This window comes from Paenibacillus sp. FSL M7-0802, from assembly GCF_038004945.1.
Lineage (GTDB): Bacteria > Bacillota > Bacilli > Paenibacillales > Paenibacillaceae > Paenibacillus > Paenibacillus polymyxa_B.
Genome location: NZ_JBBOSD010000001.1, coordinates 4,565,283 through 4,580,367 on the forward strand (window position 1 = coordinate 4,565,283; position 15,085 = coordinate 4,580,367).

17 protein-coding genes are annotated in these 15,085 nt (G+C 45.3%); 11 read left to right on the forward strand and 6 right to left on the reverse strand.

The genetic code is table 11. The annotated features are described in order from the left end of the window. Positions 1-62 precede the first annotated feature (62 nt). Positions 63-620 (reverse strand): YdhK family protein, encoded by a 558-nt coding sequence (locus MHB54_RS20965; protein ID WP_071558421.1) that lies wholly within the window; start codon positions 618-620, stop codon positions 63-65. A 289-nt stretch (positions 621-909) separates the two neighbouring features. On the opposite strand from MHB54_RS20965, the gene MHB54_RS20970 reads away from it, so the two are divergent. From MHB54_RS20970 to MHB54_RS20980, 3 genes are all read left to right on the forward strand, one after another. Further along, positions 910-1,749 (forward strand): MetQ/NlpA family ABC transporter substrate-binding protein, encoded by an 840-nt coding sequence (locus MHB54_RS20970; protein ID WP_071558422.1) that lies wholly within the window; start codon positions 910-912, stop codon positions 1,747-1,749. Positions 1,750-1,818: 69 nt separating this feature from the next. Beyond that, the gene (locus MHB54_RS20975) at positions 1,819-2,994 is read left to right on the forward strand and encodes an aminotransferase class I/II-fold pyridoxal phosphate-dependent enzyme (RefSeq protein ID WP_081365969.1); all 1,176 of its coding nucleotides are present in this window, start codon (positions 1,819-1,821) and stop codon (positions 2,992-2,994) included. Between the two features lie 40 nt (positions 2,995-3,034). Further along, on the forward strand, positions 3,035-3,745 hold the full coding sequence (locus MHB54_RS20980) for a 5'-methylthioadenosine/adenosylhomocysteine nucleosidase (RefSeq protein WP_013311357.1): 711 nt from the start codon (positions 3,035-3,037) through the stop codon (positions 3,743-3,745). Between the two features lie 18 nt (positions 3,746-3,763). On the opposite strand, the gene MHB54_RS20985 is transcribed toward MHB54_RS20980, so the two are convergent. From MHB54_RS20985 to MHB54_RS21000, 4 genes are all read right to left on the reverse strand, one after another. Next, the gene (locus MHB54_RS20985) at positions 3,764-4,249 is read right to left on the reverse strand and encodes a DUF5381 family protein (RefSeq protein ID WP_023989721.1); all 486 of its coding nucleotides are present in this window, start codon (positions 4,247-4,249) and stop codon (positions 3,764-3,766) included. Beyond that, positions 4,242-5,078 (reverse strand): hypothetical protein, encoded by an 837-nt coding sequence (locus tag MHB54_RS20990; RefSeq protein ID WP_028542260.1) that lies wholly within the window; start codon positions 5,076-5,078, stop codon positions 4,242-4,244. The genes MHB54_RS20985 and MHB54_RS20990 overlap by 8 nt, the downstream gene beginning before the upstream one ends. A 33-nt stretch (positions 5,079-5,111) precedes the next feature. Further along, positions 5,112-6,197 (reverse strand): WXG100 family type VII secretion target, encoded by a 1,086-nt coding sequence (locus MHB54_RS20995; RefSeq protein WP_028542261.1) that lies wholly within the window; start codon positions 6,195-6,197, stop codon positions 5,112-5,114. Positions 6,198-6,469: 272 nt separating this feature from the next. Further along, positions 6,470-7,216 carry a hypothetical protein gene (locus tag MHB54_RS21000; protein WP_075154578.1) on the reverse strand — a complete coding sequence of 249 codons (747 nt, stop codon included), beginning with the start codon at positions 7,214-7,216 and terminating at the stop codon, positions 6,470-6,472. Positions 7,217-7,377: 161 nt separating this feature from the next. Here MHB54_RS21000 and MHB54_RS21005 point away from each other — a divergent pair, with 161 nt between their 5' ends. The 5 genes from MHB54_RS21005 to MHB54_RS21025 all read left to right on the forward strand — a co-directional run bounded on the left by MHB54_RS21005 (position 7,378) and on the right by MHB54_RS21025 (position 11,123). Continuing rightward, a complete protein-coding gene (locus MHB54_RS21005) occupies positions 7,378-8,304 on the forward strand; it encodes a cell division protein ZipA C-terminal FtsZ-binding domain-containing protein (RefSeq protein WP_340981913.1) in 927 nt (308 codons plus the stop codon). Between the two features lie 11 nt (positions 8,305-8,315). Further along, entirely contained in the window at positions 8,316-9,026 is a 711-nt protein-coding gene (locus MHB54_RS21010; protein WP_445671135.1) for a DUF1963 domain-containing protein, read from the forward strand. A 231-nt stretch (positions 9,027-9,257) separates the two neighbouring features. After that, the gene (locus tag MHB54_RS21015) at positions 9,258-9,728 is read left to right on the forward strand and encodes a DUF6097 family protein (RefSeq protein ID WP_053325884.1); all 471 of its coding nucleotides are present in this window, start codon (positions 9,258-9,260) and stop codon (positions 9,726-9,728) included. Between the two features lie 50 nt (positions 9,729-9,778). Further along, a complete protein-coding gene (locus MHB54_RS21020; RefSeq protein ID WP_023989714.1) occupies positions 9,779-10,246 on the forward strand; it encodes a hypothetical protein in 468 nt (155 codons plus the stop codon). Between the two features lie 79 nt (positions 10,247-10,325). Beyond that, the gene (locus MHB54_RS21025) at positions 10,326-11,123 is read left to right on the forward strand and encodes a hypothetical protein (protein WP_023989713.1); all 798 of its coding nucleotides are present in this window, start codon (positions 10,326-10,328) and stop codon (positions 11,121-11,123) included. Positions 11,124-11,152: 29 nt separating this feature from the next. On the opposite strand, the gene MHB54_RS21030 is transcribed toward MHB54_RS21025, so the two are convergent. After that, positions 11,153-11,575, reverse strand: a complete 423-nt coding sequence (locus MHB54_RS21030; protein WP_023989712.1) for a hypothetical protein — start codon at positions 11,573-11,575, stop codon at positions 11,153-11,155. 169 nt (positions 11,576-11,744) lie between these two features. Here MHB54_RS21030 and MHB54_RS21035 point away from each other — a divergent pair, with 169 nt between their 5' ends. Genes MHB54_RS21035 through hemG form a run of 3 tightly spaced genes read left to right on the forward strand, consistent with a single transcriptional unit; the run spans position 11,745 to position 15,068 of the window. After that, the gene (locus MHB54_RS21035; protein ID WP_076264749.1) at positions 11,745-12,533 is read left to right on the forward strand and encodes a YwiC-like family protein; all 789 of its coding nucleotides are present in this window, start codon (positions 11,745-11,747) and stop codon (positions 12,531-12,533) included. 14 nt (positions 12,534-12,547) lie between these two features. Next, positions 12,548-13,663 (forward strand): TIGR04053 family radical SAM/SPASM domain-containing protein, encoded by a 1,116-nt coding sequence (locus MHB54_RS21040; RefSeq protein WP_076264748.1) that lies wholly within the window; start codon positions 12,548-12,550, stop codon positions 13,661-13,663. Next, positions 13,647-15,068 carry a protoporphyrinogen oxidase gene (hemG, locus tag MHB54_RS21045; RefSeq protein WP_076264747.1) on the forward strand — a complete coding sequence of 474 codons (1,422 nt, stop codon included), beginning with the start codon at positions 13,647-13,649 and terminating at the stop codon, positions 15,066-15,068. Before MHB54_RS21040 ends, hemG begins: the two co-directional genes overlap by 17 nt. Positions 15,069-15,085: the final 17 nt, after the last annotated feature.

A 15,085-nucleotide genomic window follows, 5' to 3' on the forward strand; every position in this document is an offset into this window, starting at 1 on the left:
GTATAAAGGGAGCCGATGTAAGGCTCCCTTTTGCTATCATAAGCGCCTGTGTTGTAAGAGTTCTAATGGGCTGAAAGCTCACTCTCCGTCACCCATTTATGATTTTTGACAGGCTCTCCTCCTGTAGTCGGCGTATAATCTACCATATATACGGTCGTTGGCTCGACGGAATCAATGGTAGCCTTAGCCCCATCCATCCCCTTCATATGATCTGCTGTAAGAATAACCTCCGTTCCCGGTGCATAGGGCTCGCTGCCTGTATCCTTAATCTCTTCATGAATAACCCACTTATGATTATTCACTTTTTCTTCTCCAGTGGTTGGAGTATATGAGACCGTATAAGCAGTAGTCGTATAAGCACCCACAATCGTGGCAGTAGCCCCATTCATGCCTGCCATATGGTCGGCTTGGATAGTCGCTTGGCTACCAGCTTTGAAGGCTGGATTTTCAGCTTCTTTTAGTCCGGTAGGAAGCTCACTGGAAGTGGAATGGTTCATATCCGATGTGTCGTGCTGTTGACTGCTGTTTGTCGTGTGCTCCTGGTTCGGCGTGTTACTGTTCCCGCACCCACTCAAAATAATCATGATTGTACCAGCGAGCAAAGCCCATTGCATTCTCATATTTACAGCTCCTTTAGGGTTTTAATTACATATTTTAAATGTACCCCTATGGGGTATATTTAAAACGGATGTATATGACAAACTTGTGAAGTGTTTTGCTTTCAAGGGGATCTCCTGTTGTGACCCCTTTTTTGTTATGCAGAAGATGCGTAATTAAATGTTGTTGACAGTGAATAAAAAATCATTGTAATATCTATAAAACGCATCAAGTTACTTGGTATTTTGAGCGACTGTAACATTCTAACTCACCAAAAGTAGATGATATCAAGGAGCAGGGGGAGACATCAAAATGAAGAAACCATGGATTTCATTTATATTGCTGCTGGGAGCAGTCGTGCTTTTTATTTCAGGTTGCGGCAGCAAGAATACGTTGGGCAACGCTGCGGGTGAAGAAAAGAAAACACTGCATATCAGCTTTAATCCCGGTCCATATAGCGATCAGTTTAAGAATGGTGTGGCTCCATATTTGGAGAAGAAAGGCTATACGATTACATATAAAGAGTTTACAGACGGTGTTCAGCCCAATGTAGCCGTGGCTAAGGGGGATATTGATGCTAATGTGTTCCAGCATTCGCTTTACCTGGATTCTATGAATAAGCGGGAGAATATTGATCTGATTGGTGCTGTGCAGGTCCCGACTCCTCCAATGGGATTGTACTCCAGCAAGCACACCAGCCTTGACGAAATCAGCGATGGAGCCCAAATCAACCTGCCCAACGAGCCAGTCAATATGCTGCGTGCGCTGAATATTTTGAAGGAAGTAGGCTGGATTACGTTAAAGGACAAAATCGATCCATTGCAAACCTCGGTGAATGACGTCACCTCTAATCCGCATCATCTGCAATTTGTTGCTACCGACCCGGCACAGGGGCCACGTGCACTAGAGGATGTTGATTTTGCGGCTATACAAGGGAACTTTGCTGTATCGAATGGAATAAAGCTGACCTCGGCATTAAAGCTTGAAAATATGACAGATCCGTTCACGAACGTGGTAGCTGTGGACAACAAGAACAAGGATAAGCCCTTCGTCAAAGACATTATTGAAGGATATCATTCAGATGAATTCCAAAAGTACATCCAATCGAATCCTGTTTATGAAGGCTACAAGCTACCAAGCTATTTCAAATAATATGGGGTATTATCTTCTGCGGGCTGACGTTGTCAGCCTGTATCTTATGGATAAAAGGTGGAGATGAACGTGATTTTTTCATCCTCTGATCTCGTCAAGGCTCTGCCTGACAACTATTTTAGCGCAATGGATGACAAAGTGAATCTGTATAAAAGCAAAGGAATAGATGTAATCAATTTGGCAGCCGGCAACCCGGATCAGCCAACACCGGCGCATATCATCAGCGCTTTGAAGGAAGCGGTCGATCAACCGATCAATCAGGGCTATCCACCTTTTCATGGGAAAAAAAGCACGCTGGAGGCTGTCGCCGCGTTCTATAAACGGGAGTATCAGGTGGAGCTGGATCCTGACCGGGAGGTTGCCATATTCAACGGCTCAGCCATAGGCGTAATGGGGATTCCACAGGCGCTGCTGAATCCCGGTGATTGGTTATTGACCACCGATCCGGCATATCCCCAATATTATTCCGCTGCTGCGCTGGCAAGAGCCCATATTCATACGATTCCGCTTGATGAGAAGCATGGCTTCTTGCCTGATTATACAACCGTGCCGGAAGAAATCGCAGAGCAGGTCAAATTGCTCATGATTAATTATCCGAACAATCCGACTGGAGCAGTAGCTACTGCAGATTTTCTGACAAAGACGCTGGATTATGCCGCTCGATATCAGTTTCCGGTTATGAATGATTTTGCTTACGGTGCTCTTGGATTTGACGGGCATAAGCCGATTAGTTTATTGCAAATCCCCGGCGGCAAGGAATATGGCGTCGAGACGTATACGGCTTCCAAAACGTATAACATGGCTGGATGGCGCTTCGGCTTTGCAGTGGGAAATTCGTCCATCATTGGTGCGCTCAAGCATTATCATACGCATGCCTACAGCACTGTTTTTGGAGCGGTACAGGATGCGGGGGCTGTGGCATTGCTGGGCACGCAGGAACCGGTACGGGAACTCGCGGCGTTATATGAGCGGCGCCGTGATATTCTCATTGCAGCGTTACGAGGTATTGGCTGGGATGTAGCTGTTCCCCAAGGGTCTTTTTTTGCCTGGTTCAAGGTGCCAGAGGGTTACACATCCGCTTCATTTGCAGACTTTTTATTGGACGAGGCACATGTTGCGGTCGCCCCTGGAGAAGGCTTTGGTCGTGCGGGAGCTTCTTATGTGCGGGTCAGTCTGGTGAACAGTGAAGAAAGGCTGCTGGAGGCGGTGCAGCGCATCGCAGCAACGGGTATTTTTCAAGTATAAGCTGGAATACAAGGAATTCATGGAGGGAGCGAGAAGAACTTTGAGTATAGCGATTATCGGAGCCATGGAGGAAGAAATAGCAGATTTGAAAGCGCAGATCGAAGGGATAAAGATGACCCAGATTGCGAACGGGATTTTTTATACAGGCCAGCTTGAGGGCAAGGAGGTTATTCTGCTGCAATCAGGAATTGGCAAAGCGAACGCAGCCTCGACTACGGCGCTGCTGATTGAGCGATTTAGCCCGGAGCTTGTCATTAATACCGGGTCTGCGGGTGGGCTCGATCCAGCGCTGCATGTTGGCGATGTTGTAGTGGCGACCGAGCTGACTTACAGCGATGTGGACGGAACGGCGTTCGGCTATACCTACGGACAGGTGCCACAGATGCCGGCAAGTTATCCTGTCGATCCAGCGCTGCTTGCTTTTGCGACAGAAGCGCTGGCGGAGACCAGGATTGAGGGGCAGATCGTCAACGGATTGATTACGACGGCTGACTCTTTCATCTCCCAGGCTGAGCGCGCCCATTTTATCCGTAGCCAGTTTCCTGAAGCGAAAGTGACGGATATGGAAGGGGCCGCGGTCGTTCAGACTGCGTACCAGTTTGGTGTTCCGTTTTTGGCTGTCCGTTCTTTGTCTGATCTTGCCGGTGTAGAAGCGGCGGATTCTTTTGACTCCAATCTTGATTTGGCTGCGGCCAACTCGGCAGCAGTGGTTGTGGCTCTTGTAGCTGCATATGATAGAGACAAGCTTTGACATATCCAATGGCACTATTCAGGAACGTTTTTTCTTTGGCTTGCCATGCTGGTTAATGAGAGTTCGAAGTTGTTTCCCGGCTTGGTTTAGCTCAACATCGTTCAACACATAATCGGTGCTGACTTCCCAGGTGCTGTGGTCATTCAGATGAAAAATAAAGGCGGGAAAGCGAGGACGCAACCATTTGCGGATGGAGGCCCCTTCGAATTCGACTTTAGTGATTGCAGACCATGGGACAGTTCGAATACCATCGGAAATGCTGTGCTCGTCAAAAATGAACAGATAGGTATCCTTACGAAGCGTTCTGCTCAAACAAACCACAAGATAGCTACCGAAAAAAGGAAGTCCGACAATGGCGGACGTAATAAAGAAGAAGATTTGTAGAGCTGAGATATCTTCGTCGATAAAAATGAGCAGCAGCAAAAGCAGACAAATCAGCACAAACATCAAGCTGCCCATGGCTTTCCAAAATGCCAAAGATCTTCGATATACAATTTTATCCACGGAATACCGCCTCGTCGCGTACAAACTCCTGAATGAAATAAGTTATTCGTTCTCTCCAGTCAGCTTCGGTTACACTTTCAATACGCAGACATGGGGTGGCCTGCATATCCAGTTCTGTATTTCTTACGATCCACACATCATTCGTTCCTTTAAGAACAAATAGTAGATTTGTAACGGAAGGTCCATCTTCATCCGTATCCGCGTATATCATCTGGCTCAAATTATCTAGGCTACACTGATTACGATCAAAATCCTCTCGCCAGTCTTGTATTATTTGCTGAGCGGACTCATGAAGCTTCCACGTTGTCATTTGCTGCATGCTGAAGCTGGAAGAGGTTAACTCATTCCACTGTTCTTCTGTCAGATCGACGTATCGGCTGTGCTCATTGAAGTTCGAAGCAAGCAGGCCGAACAATTGATCAATGTCGTGATGCCAGTCTTCTGGGGAAGACCAGCGAAAGAAATGGAGTTCATTGTGGCTGGAAAAATGATACAGAAAACGTTCATTTCCATGGTGTATCGTTAATGTATTTTGCTTGTCCTGTTGCTCCTTGTAGCCACGTAGCATCTGGCGGCTTTGTACCAGATGAGCTAGCATCTCAACAATGAACGCATCAAATTCGAGCTGTTGTTGCCCGTCATCCCGTTGTTCCATCAAACCCTTGGATATCAGGCTATGCGTTGCGGCATGAAAAAGCAGTTCCCAGCGATCTTCGGTTAGTTCCCCGTAATAAGATTGGAGCAGACCAGAAGCCATATCTTCTGCGCCCAGTGCGGTCAAGGCAAAGCCTAGTTCCTCAAGCGTTAAAATTACCGTTTGTTTGTCCATAGTCAGGCTCCTTCTCCATCTGTTAGGTGTATGTCATTTAAATAGTTTGCTGGCCCAACGTATCCCCTTTTCGGCGAATTTGGCGACTTTTCCACCTGCCCAGCTTCCCACCGTACCGCCGACGTAAGCACCGACGGCTGCACCGACCGGACCACCGATAGCGCCGCCTACGGCTCCCAAAGCAACAGCACCGCCATAAGTTGCAGCGGTTTTAATCGCTACGTTAGAAGCAGATACAGCCACATCCGTTCCGGTAAGCTTCCCGCTTTTCCATTTTCCAGCCAGACTGATACCCTCGCCCACAATATTCATGGTGGCATTAATAGGGTATAGCTTTTTGGCAATCATGCCGGGAATTTGGCGGGTGGCTATGCCGTAACGGCCTTTTTCCACCCCGGCGATGACGTTCCGCGTCCACTGAGGAAAGCTATTGGCTTTGTTGAATCCGAGGCCGAGCTTACCCATTTGAAGCTTTCCAGCTAAACGATCAAAGCCCTTTAAACCCTTCATCACAATACCGGGTTTAGCGAATTGGCGGTTTAGGCTTTTGCCCAAATTACGCATAAACGCATTGTTACCCTTGCCATTCACCCATGCCGCATTATGTATAACCGCTCGAGTGGGATTCTTCAGACTTTTCTTGAATTCTACTGTTTTGGTGAGCACAAGTGTGGAAGCCAGACCGCTATAGATAGCTGTTCCGGCAAATCCCAGTTGCCCGCGCCATTTATTGGCTTCTGAAATGCTGTTAATAGCTATATCTGCTGGATCGGGTCCTTTTTTCCCGGAAGTTGCCCCTTCACTGCTGCCGATCTGTCCGCTGTGATCTCCTTTGGGAATACCCGTGTCTGCTTGGGTGTCTGTTTCCTTGAATTTTACTGCAATGGAACGCAGCTCTGTGCTGACAGAATCGACAGTTTGAGTGAAAGCATCCATTTGTCCACGCGCTTTATGAAAATCCTGATAAAAGCGCTGCTGTGTTGTTCCCGCCCAGCTATTTTCCAACATCTGAATATGCTGTGACAGTTGTCCGCAAATTTGTGCCCCCAGCTCACGTGCTTGTGCGAACTGCCTGGAAACCGCCTCTAGTTTCTCAGGAGGAACCATAATTTTAGCCATGATGTCCACCTCGGATGATTAAAATAATTACTTATATTCTAGTGAATCTAGTGGGGGTTAGCAAAAAAAGGAGGGTATTTAAGTGAAAAATAAGTCATTTGTATGAGTTCCTGAGGATTCATAAGGGAGAATAGTAGGAGGTGTTATGCTCCGAAGTTCTTATATGCCATTCATAACGAAAACGAAAAAAGCCCCTCTTTTCAAATGGAGCTTTCCATTAGAAAGAGAGGCCTTCTTGCGTAGAAGCTAATACATATTTCGCGTCGTTTTAATTATTTTAGCGGAATCTGCTTGGACAGCTTTTCAAACTGCTGCAAATAAGGAGTGACCTTGGCAGTAATTCCTTTGAGATACTTGATGGACGCTTGTCTTTGACGTTCTTTGGTAGCAGTCTCTTCAGGGAACATAGAGTATTCCTTTTGGACAGAGCCATTTTTATAATTTACGGAGAAGAGATCTCCTTTTTGCCATCTTTGGACCAGATCTTGATTACTGTGCAAGATATTTAGTATTTCTTTGCTATTTTTATAAGTGAAGCTGTAGTCTGGATCTGCCACAGCGTGGATCACTTGGTAGCCACTCTGTAATCCATTGTTCTGAAAGGTACCTACTTGGATCTCGTTCGAACGTACGGTTCCGTCCATTTGGGTCACTTTTTCAGTCTGCGTACCCTTGCCACTCATCGTATCATTGTTCCATGTACCGTTGTATACGACTTTATGATTTTGTCCATCTGCATCGGTGTATTGATTTATATATTTTCCGGTACCTGAGCGCTTGCCATTCACAAAATCACCCGAATACTGCTTATATTCGCTCCATTTGATCGTACCACGTCCGTTGGGCTGCCCATGCTCGACCTCTCCATAGTAAGTAGTCTGACCGGATAGCTGAAGCAATTCCTTGGTTGCAGCCGCATTCGCCGCAGGTGTACTTACAGACAGCGCTCCAGATATTAGCGATGCGGACACCATAATAGGCAGAGACAAAGCCTTCCCTTGTTGCCAAAGTTTTTGCATCATGAGTTCTCCCCTTTCGAAGCTGTGAAGTTTCTAAAAAGTTATGTTCAACAACCCAGCACCGTTTTTATACTATTTTGTGCTTGGTGAGTTATAGTTTAATATAGATTGAGAATTATAGGAAACTGTAAAGTGAAAACAGCTAGCTAGGAGGGAGATTCATGAATTTACCTGAACATGGGGGTGAGGATGTATCTAGCATCCTTGCCGTGGAGTTGGAACATGAGCCTGTGAAGACCATAAAAGGAATCCATCAAGTGGAGCCTGATGCAAATATCTATTGGCTGATTGATGTGGAATTCAGTGGTTTTACGTTGTCAGATGAGGATATTTTGCAATTGCTCAAAGGATATATCGTGTATGGACATGTCCATGATTTACAGATGTGGACTAGTGTGGGGCGCAGATCGGCAGGCGAATGCCATTTTGATAAAATCTGTATTTGTATGGATATATTCGATAATGTAGAGATGCAGATTCGTTTAGATGAAGCCAAGGTTGCAGACTTTATGAACACACTGCCAGCGCGTTTTCAGGAGAAGGGCACCGTTCATGTGCTTCCTCGGGAGGTTGCTGCCCGTGCACGTGCAAAAGCGGAAAAACTTAAAGCATTTACAGATCAGGAAGGTGAAAGGGAACACGCTGTCATGCTTAGGCTGGTGGCGGATCAAGGCCAATCTTACCGTGGAGCGGATATCTGGGATGTCATGCTGAGTCTCGGAATGGAGTGGGGAGATATGGATATTTTCCATGCACACCATCACGGGCCGGGAGGCTATGATGAACTATTTAGTGTACATACGGGAACCGAGCCTGGATTTTTTTGGTTGAGTACACTCGCGGAGGATTGCTTTGCAGATTTGATTTTCAGTATGGATGGGGTACGGACCGTGCAGCCGCAAACTGTGTTTGAGACGATGTGGAAAAGTGCCGAATATGCATGCGCCAGACTCGGCGGGACATTAGTGAATGAACAGGGTCTGCCAGCTGTGCAGGAAGATTATCTACATCAGATTCAAGAGATGGAAGATCGATTAAGTGAGTTTGGATTTAAAGCAGGCGAGGATGTTGTTGCGTTTCTATTCTAGTTTAGAAAGGAGTGATTTCGTTGTCCAGCAACTCTATTGAGAAGCTAAGAACGATTCTAAAACGTAAAGCTACTATTTTCCATACAGGGGGTCGTAGACCGTCGGATTCCCTTGAACAAAGCTGGATTGGTAGAGTTACAGTGGCTTTGCCAACGGAGGAGCAACCCATTGATGGACAGGGGAATGTTATGGCTCCGATCATGCAATTGTATTTGGCTGCCTTGCCCTTTGTTCCTCCGGCTATACACAGTGTCAAGCTGTTGACGGTCTTTCTGTCTCCCGATGTACTGGATCATGAGGACATGGAAGGATATATGTGTATTCGTGAGTATACGTCGGTAGAGGATTTGGTCGAAAAAGATTTTGGTCCGGCATTTATGCAAATCAAGGCGTTCCCGCTATTCCCTGAGCTCAAAGAGAATGACTATCCGGTCTGGGACGGTGAAGACATTCCTGAGGAATATGGCGATGCCCTCAACCATTTGGACGAGGAGGAACCCGACTATTTTGAGGACATCGTAGAGGAAATATATGCGGTTCACAAAATCGGTGGCTATCCCAGCTTTGTTCAATCGGGCATCGACTTTGGCGAGGGCTATGAATTTGTGTTTCAGATTGCTTCAGATGCCAAAGCCGAATTGAATATTGTCGATGGGGGCAGTTTTTATTTTGCGAAGCATCAGAATGAAGGAGCCTGGCGGGGTTACTTTGATTTTTACTGATAAGCTCACTTAGAGAGCAGTCTGGAACCGATCGTTTTGTAGAGCATGGTTCGAATACTTTTGAGCCTATCAAAGTTTTCCTGAAAAGTAACTCCGGCATGCTACCCCTTCTGTTTAATAATAATAGACCATTATACCTGATTATTGGTTTATATTCTTCCATACATTGCCATGTTCGGTATGTCCCTATATACTCGTAAGTTAGACACTATTGAAGTGGGGTAAAAAGATATGAATGTTTTAGGTCAGCTGGGATCTGCTATCCAGAGTAGTTTATTTATACAATCCGAATTGAAGAAAGCCCATGCATTTATTCAGAAGCACGATCTGCCTGTAGAACAGGTAGAAAATGATTTTCACAAACAGATCATCGTGCTGGAGCAATATGCTGGAACTCGCGTTTTTCAGCGAGGGCTTGCCAAATACAAAGTAATCAATGTAATGCTTATGACCATATCTGTGATTATATTGCTGGCAGCAGGCATCGTTGCGGCGGTGGAATATTTACAACCCGAACGACATTTGCTGCAAGTGCTGGCGAATGCCATGTTTGACCATTGGGTTCCCTCTATCACTTTGCTCAGTGTTGTATTCGTGGGTGTGATCGTTCTTGCCATCGTTAGAAATGTTTATGCCAAACAATTACATACGCGCGTGCTAGAGCGGGCTTGGCAGGCCATTTTCAATCATGTGTACATATGAGGACAGAGTAACTGTAGGAGATTGGCATAATAGCTGAAGGAGTGGCAGCAATGAATGACTGGGAATCAGGAATCATTCAGGTCGATGGTGAGCGTGCGATCTACTCATCTTTAACAGAAGATCAGTTGTTAGAGACCACTTGGTATTCGAAATATTTTCATTCTGTAAGAAGGCTAGGGAATGACTACATCTGGTATCATTTCGATCAGGTTTCTTTGCTGCGTCGGCATTTTTTTGTGTCTGTATGCTTTAAGGATACAAGCCTAATTGTCGTGGAGATTTCGCTTCAGGGCAATGAATTTCCAACTTCTTGGGATAATTGGTCTGAGGAAGGGGAGAGAAAGCGGCAAGGGGAGCATGACCGTTTGTTACAGCAACATTTGTCCGTGAAGCCAAGCTATCGTCAAACCAAGCCTTACCCCTATATGGAATATGAACTGAGCTGGGGGAAAATCTCTTCTTATTTTGACCCCCGGTCAGGAAATACGGCCATTGCTTTTAAATATAAAGATGAATAGCAATCTTACATAAAATACACGACAACCCTGAGCTTTGTATTGGAGGTGAAGGGGTTGAGATGAGTAAGGGAGATGTGTTGTGGATAAAAAGGCAAAAAAAATACTGATGAACACATTCTGGTCCTCCAGCGGCTGGAAGCAGGAGCGGGGATCTTTTTCGGGTGAGGATTTTGAATATGCCAAAAGTAAGGGCTTGATGTTCGATCCGATCACCATTACACATAACGAGATTATAAACAGATTACATGAGCTGCATCAGCAAAAGGCTACAAAAGAGCGAGTGGCAGCAGCATTTTTGCACAGCCTTTCCACGAAAAAGGTTCATTTACGAAGCGCCTTATCGAGCTGGGCATTAACCGCTGGGCTTCCTTTGCACACCTATGGTGAGCGGCCTGTCGTCCTGCCCAATTACAGTAGCTGTGGGGATTGTAATTTTAATAAAATGATGTCTGATAATGAATACGTCAATGAAGATTTGAATGTACTGAATTTTGAACGAATCAAATGGGGCGGTATTCGTCTGAACCACCTTCTATATTGCTGGATGGACCTTGAATTGTTCAGTCAAGAAGAGGATGTTCAGGTTTCCGATGAGGATCTAGCTATACTTCATAACATGCTCGAAGCTGTTCAGAACTGTGATGCCCAAAGCAGTGCACGTCAATTGGAAAAGCGCTGGAAGGATGTGTTTCCATCCAGCAAAAACGAGCGTGATGTAGTCATGGAGGTGTGGGGATATGCCGGACTGCTGGTCCCACAGGACACGCCTCGTAAACGACAGCACGGCAATCATGATTTTTATTCCGTAGCAGCTTGGCAAGGAGATGACAGATACTCGCAGGAGGCGTTGGACTATTTCTTCGGTACGTTTTTATAGAGAAAGTGAATCGTTATGCCACATCTTGATCATGACGGTTCCTCAAACAACAAACGTTCTTCTTCCCGACTATGAATAGCATTGACAACCAGAAGCGCGTGGAACTGCTGAAGAACTTCAGGCGTAAGCCCTTCTTCACGGATCCCGGCTTTGAGCTCTTTTACAATGATTCGGAGCAGGTCATGATCCCGTGTAAGTTTGACGACAGCCTCCTGCAGTTCCGGTTTTTTCTCGACCTTTTCCTGATAGAATCCTTCCTCTTCTGCATCAGCATGGCTGAGAATGCGGGTTTCCCAATATTCGATCAAGTGGTCGGCAGCCTGACGCGCCACCTTGAATTCTTTTGCTTCGAGTAATTCTTCTACTTCTCTCGTCTTATCTAGAGCGCCAGTTAGCCCGCCTTGATGAATGGCATGATGAGCATGCAGTTGACGTAAAGAAGGTCCTCCCATAACAGTTCATCCTTTCTTTGTTCCCTTTTTTAGTACAGTATAGCATAAGAAAATAGCGTTATTTTTCCGGTTAGGATATTCCCCGCTAAGGAAAAGGGAACTCCCTAATTGGTTCAATTTCATATAATACTTAGAATGAAGTTAGAAGATAAAACTCAATTTTGGGGGAATGGATGATGAATCGATTAACCGAAATAACAGACATAAAAAAGATTGTGAAAAAAGGATCAAGGGTTTGAAGGGAATGAGCAGATACATACCTAATCAACATGGAGCCTGGGCCATGCTCATTCTTCCATTTTTATTCGGTTTAGCTGCTTCTCGAGGGGAACTTATTCATATTCCCCTATTTGTGTGCTGGTTTTTTATCTACTTATTCAGTTTTCCTGTCCTCCAATGGATCAAAACAGGCAGCAGTGCAAGATACCGCAAACCCGCCGTTGTATACGGAGTGATATTACTTCCTTTGTTAATTTCACTGATATGGTTTGAGCCTGCCTTGATCTGGTATGGAGTTCTTCTATTGCTCTTTTTTATGGCTAATATTTATTTTGCAAAAACGAAAAATGAACGTGCTTTACTCAATGACATTGTTGCAATTCTACTCTTTTGTTCTTTTATATACCCTGTTATTTATATGGGGGGAGGAGAGAATTGGAGAGTAGCAACAGAGCTATTCTTGCTTTTGGTGCTTTACTTTATCGGAACTGCTTTGTATGTCAAAACGATCATTCGTGAAAGAAAAAATATACGTTACCATTATGCTTCCGTCATCTATCATTTGGTGATTTTGTTGTTTGCTACTTGGTTAAAGTTACCTCTGTTTGTTCCTTTTTTGATTTTTTTGATACGAGCCATATGGCTTCCTAAACTCGGATTAAAGGCAAAACAAGTTGGCATGGCGGAAATTGGATTTTCAATGATGCTCTATGTTTTTGTGTTGTTTTTATACTTCTAAAAGGAGAGACATCAATGATATCTTTGAAAACGCCGCGTGATTATCATACAGACCCGTTTATAGTCATCTGGGAGGTTACACGAGCTTGTGCTTTAAAGTGCCTTCACTGTAGAGCGGAAGCACAGTACAAACCTGATCCTCGCCAGCTGACATTAGAAGAGGGTAAGAAGCTGATAGATCAAATTGCTGAAATGAATCATCCGTTGGTTGTATTCACAGGCGGAGATCCTTTAATGCGTCCTGATCTGTTTGAACTGGCACGATATGCAATTGAAGAGAAAAATCTGTCGGTTTCAATGACCCCCAGTGCCACCCCTAAAGTGACACGAGCAGCGGTAGAGAAAGCAAAGCAAGTTGGGTTATCGCGATGGGCGTTTAGTCTGGACGGTTCATGTGCAGACATTCACGATCATTTTAGGGGTACAGCGGGTTCTTACGATACGACCATGCGAGGAATTGGTTATTTGAAGGAACTGAACATCCCTATTCAAGTGAACACGACGGTGTCCCGGTACAACCTTCATGATCTGGAGCAAATTGCAGAAAGGGTAAAGGAAATGCAGGCTGTGTTATGGAGTTTATTTTTCCTTGTTCCAACCGGACGTGGCATGGAGAAAGATATGATTACTCCTGATGAGCATGAAGCCGTAATGAAATGGCTGTATCAAATACAGCAACAGATGCCGTACGGCGTGAAGGCTACAGAAGCTCCTCACTACCGGAGGGTCGTACTGCAGCAAAAGCACAGAGCAGGTGAGAGCAGTGTAGCAGACGGACAAAAGAGGGCAGATGTTTTAGGACGTGCTCCTAAAGGCGTAAATGATGGAGATGGATTTGTTTTTATTAGTCATATCGGCGAAGTATACCCGAGCGGTTTCCTGCCTCTTATGTGCGGGAATGTACGAAAGGATAGCCTGGCAGATATTTATCGCAACTCTCCGATCATGATGAATCTTAGAGATAAGTCCCTACTTAAAGGTAAATGTGGAGTCTGTGAATTCAAGGCCGTCTGTGGGGGCTCTAGAGCAAGGGCTTTTGCAATAACAGGAGACTATTTGGAGAGTGACCCTTATTGCGCTTATATACCCGGGGTTGGAGAGGATAAGTGTTTTCATGAAAAAAAGTTCTAAAAAAGTCGTTATACTCGGTGGAGGAATAAGCGGTTTAAGTGCTGCCTTTTATGTGAAAAAGCTGGCTGAGGATCGGCAGCTTGAAGTGGAGATTACACTGGTGGAGAAAAGTGAACGTCTGGGAGGAAAGCTACAAACCGTTCGCCAAAACGATTTTATGATCGAAAAAGGACCAGATGCTTTCTTGGCCAGAAAGACGGCAATATTGGATCTGACCATGGAGTTGGGGCTGGAAGCAGAGCTGGTATCGACAAACCCAAAAGCCAAATCTGCTTGCATTTTGCATAAGGGCAAACTTCATACGATGCCGATGGGCTTCATTCTGGGCATTCCAACAAAGCTCACCCCCTTCATTCGGACAGGGCTTATTTCTCCGCTGGGAAAAGCACGGGCAGCCTTGGATTTATTCATTCCAGCGAAGAAAGGTGATGAGGACGAATCTCTAGGGGATTTTATCAAACGGCGTCTCGGCAAAGAAGTTCTGGATCAGATTACAGAACCTCTGCTGTCTGGAATTTACGCTGGGGATACTCATTCTCTGAGCCTTATGTCAACTTTCCCTCAATTTAAACTAATGGAACAAAAGCATGGAAGTTTGATTAAGGGTATGTCTAAAGGGGCGGGAAGAAAGCCAGCAGTACAAGACAAACTGCCGGATATCGCTAAGAAAAGTATGTTTCTTTCTTATCGGCTAGGATTATCTACGATCGTGGAGCGGCTAAAGGAAAGGCTGGATACCGTACGTTTTGTTATGGGGCAAGGTGTAGTTGAAGTAAGGAAAGAAAGCGGTTATCAGGTCATTTTAGAACATGGACAAAAAATAGATGCGGATGCGGTGATTTGTGCTGTTCCAGCTTTTGAAGCGGCTGCATTATTTTCCGGCGTTGCAAGCGCTAGCTGGTTACACAAGATTCACTATGTTTCCGTAGCCAATATTGCCCTTGCTTATAAAAACACAGATCTTAATTTTGCTTTTGAGGGAACGGGATTTCTAGTCCCCCGCAAAGAAGGCAAAAAGATTACCGCATGTACTTGGTCTTCGACGAAGTGGAGCCATACGGCTCCTGAAGGATATACGCTTTTACGGACCTATATCGGACATGCAGGTGCACAGGAGTGGGTTCAAATGACAGACAATCAACTTGTGGATGCCGCGCGCAAGGATTTGAAAGATTTAATGGGCCTGGAAGCGGAACCGGAATTCACAGAAGTCAGTAGGTGTGATCGATCGATGCCGCAATATCCGATTGGACACAAAGAGCATATGGCGAAGATGAGACAGGACTTTGCACAGTATTTACCGGGTGTTTTTCTATGCGGTGCCGGCTATGGGGGCGTTGGAATTCCAGATTGCATCGCTCAAGGGAAAGAAGCGGCTGAACAGTTGCTTTCTGATTTTTTATAATCAGGCTCTTTCCACTA

Coding starts and splice junctions, on each gene's coding strand:
- MHB54_RS21005 (WP_340981913.1), top strand. CDS start 7,378: ATGAATTTACCTGAACATGGGGGTGAGGATGTATCTAGCATCCTTGCC.
- MHB54_RS21035 (WP_076264749.1), top strand. CDS start 11,745: ATGGATGATGAATCGATTAACCGAAATAACAGACATAAAAAAGATTGT.
- MHB54_RS20965 (WP_071558421.1), bottom strand. CDS start 620: ATGAGAATGCAATGGGCTTTGCTCGCTGGTACAATCATGATTATTTTG.
- MHB54_RS21030 (WP_023989712.1), bottom strand. CDS start 11,575: ATGGGAGGACCTTCTTTACGTCAACTGCATGCTCATCATGCCATTCAT.
- MHB54_RS20995 (WP_028542261.1), bottom strand. CDS start 6,197: ATGGCTAAAATTATGGTTCCTCCTGAGAAACTAGAGGCGGTTTCCAGG.
- MHB54_RS21020 (WP_023989714.1), top strand. CDS start 9,779: ATGAATGACTGGGAATCAGGAATCATTCAGGTCGATGGTGAGCGTGCG.
- MHB54_RS21015 (WP_053325884.1), top strand. CDS start 9,258: ATGAATGTTTTAGGTCAGCTGGGATCTGCTATCCAGAGTAGTTTATTT.
- hemG (WP_076264747.1), top strand. CDS start 13,647: ATGAAAAAAAGTTCTAAAAAAGTCGTTATACTCGGTGGAGGAATAAGC.
- MHB54_RS21000 (WP_075154578.1), bottom strand. CDS start 7,216: ATGCAAAAACTTTGGCAACAAGGGAAGGCTTTGTCTCTGCCTATTATG.
- MHB54_RS21040 (WP_076264748.1), top strand. CDS start 12,548: ATGATATCTTTGAAAACGCCGCGTGATTATCATACAGACCCGTTTATA.
- MHB54_RS20970 (WP_071558422.1), top strand. CDS start 910: ATGAAGAAACCATGGATTTCATTTATATTGCTGCTGGGAGCAGTCGTG.
- MHB54_RS20990 (WP_028542260.1), bottom strand. CDS start 5,078: ATGGACAAACAAACGGTAATTTTAACGCTTGAGGAACTAGGCTTTGCC.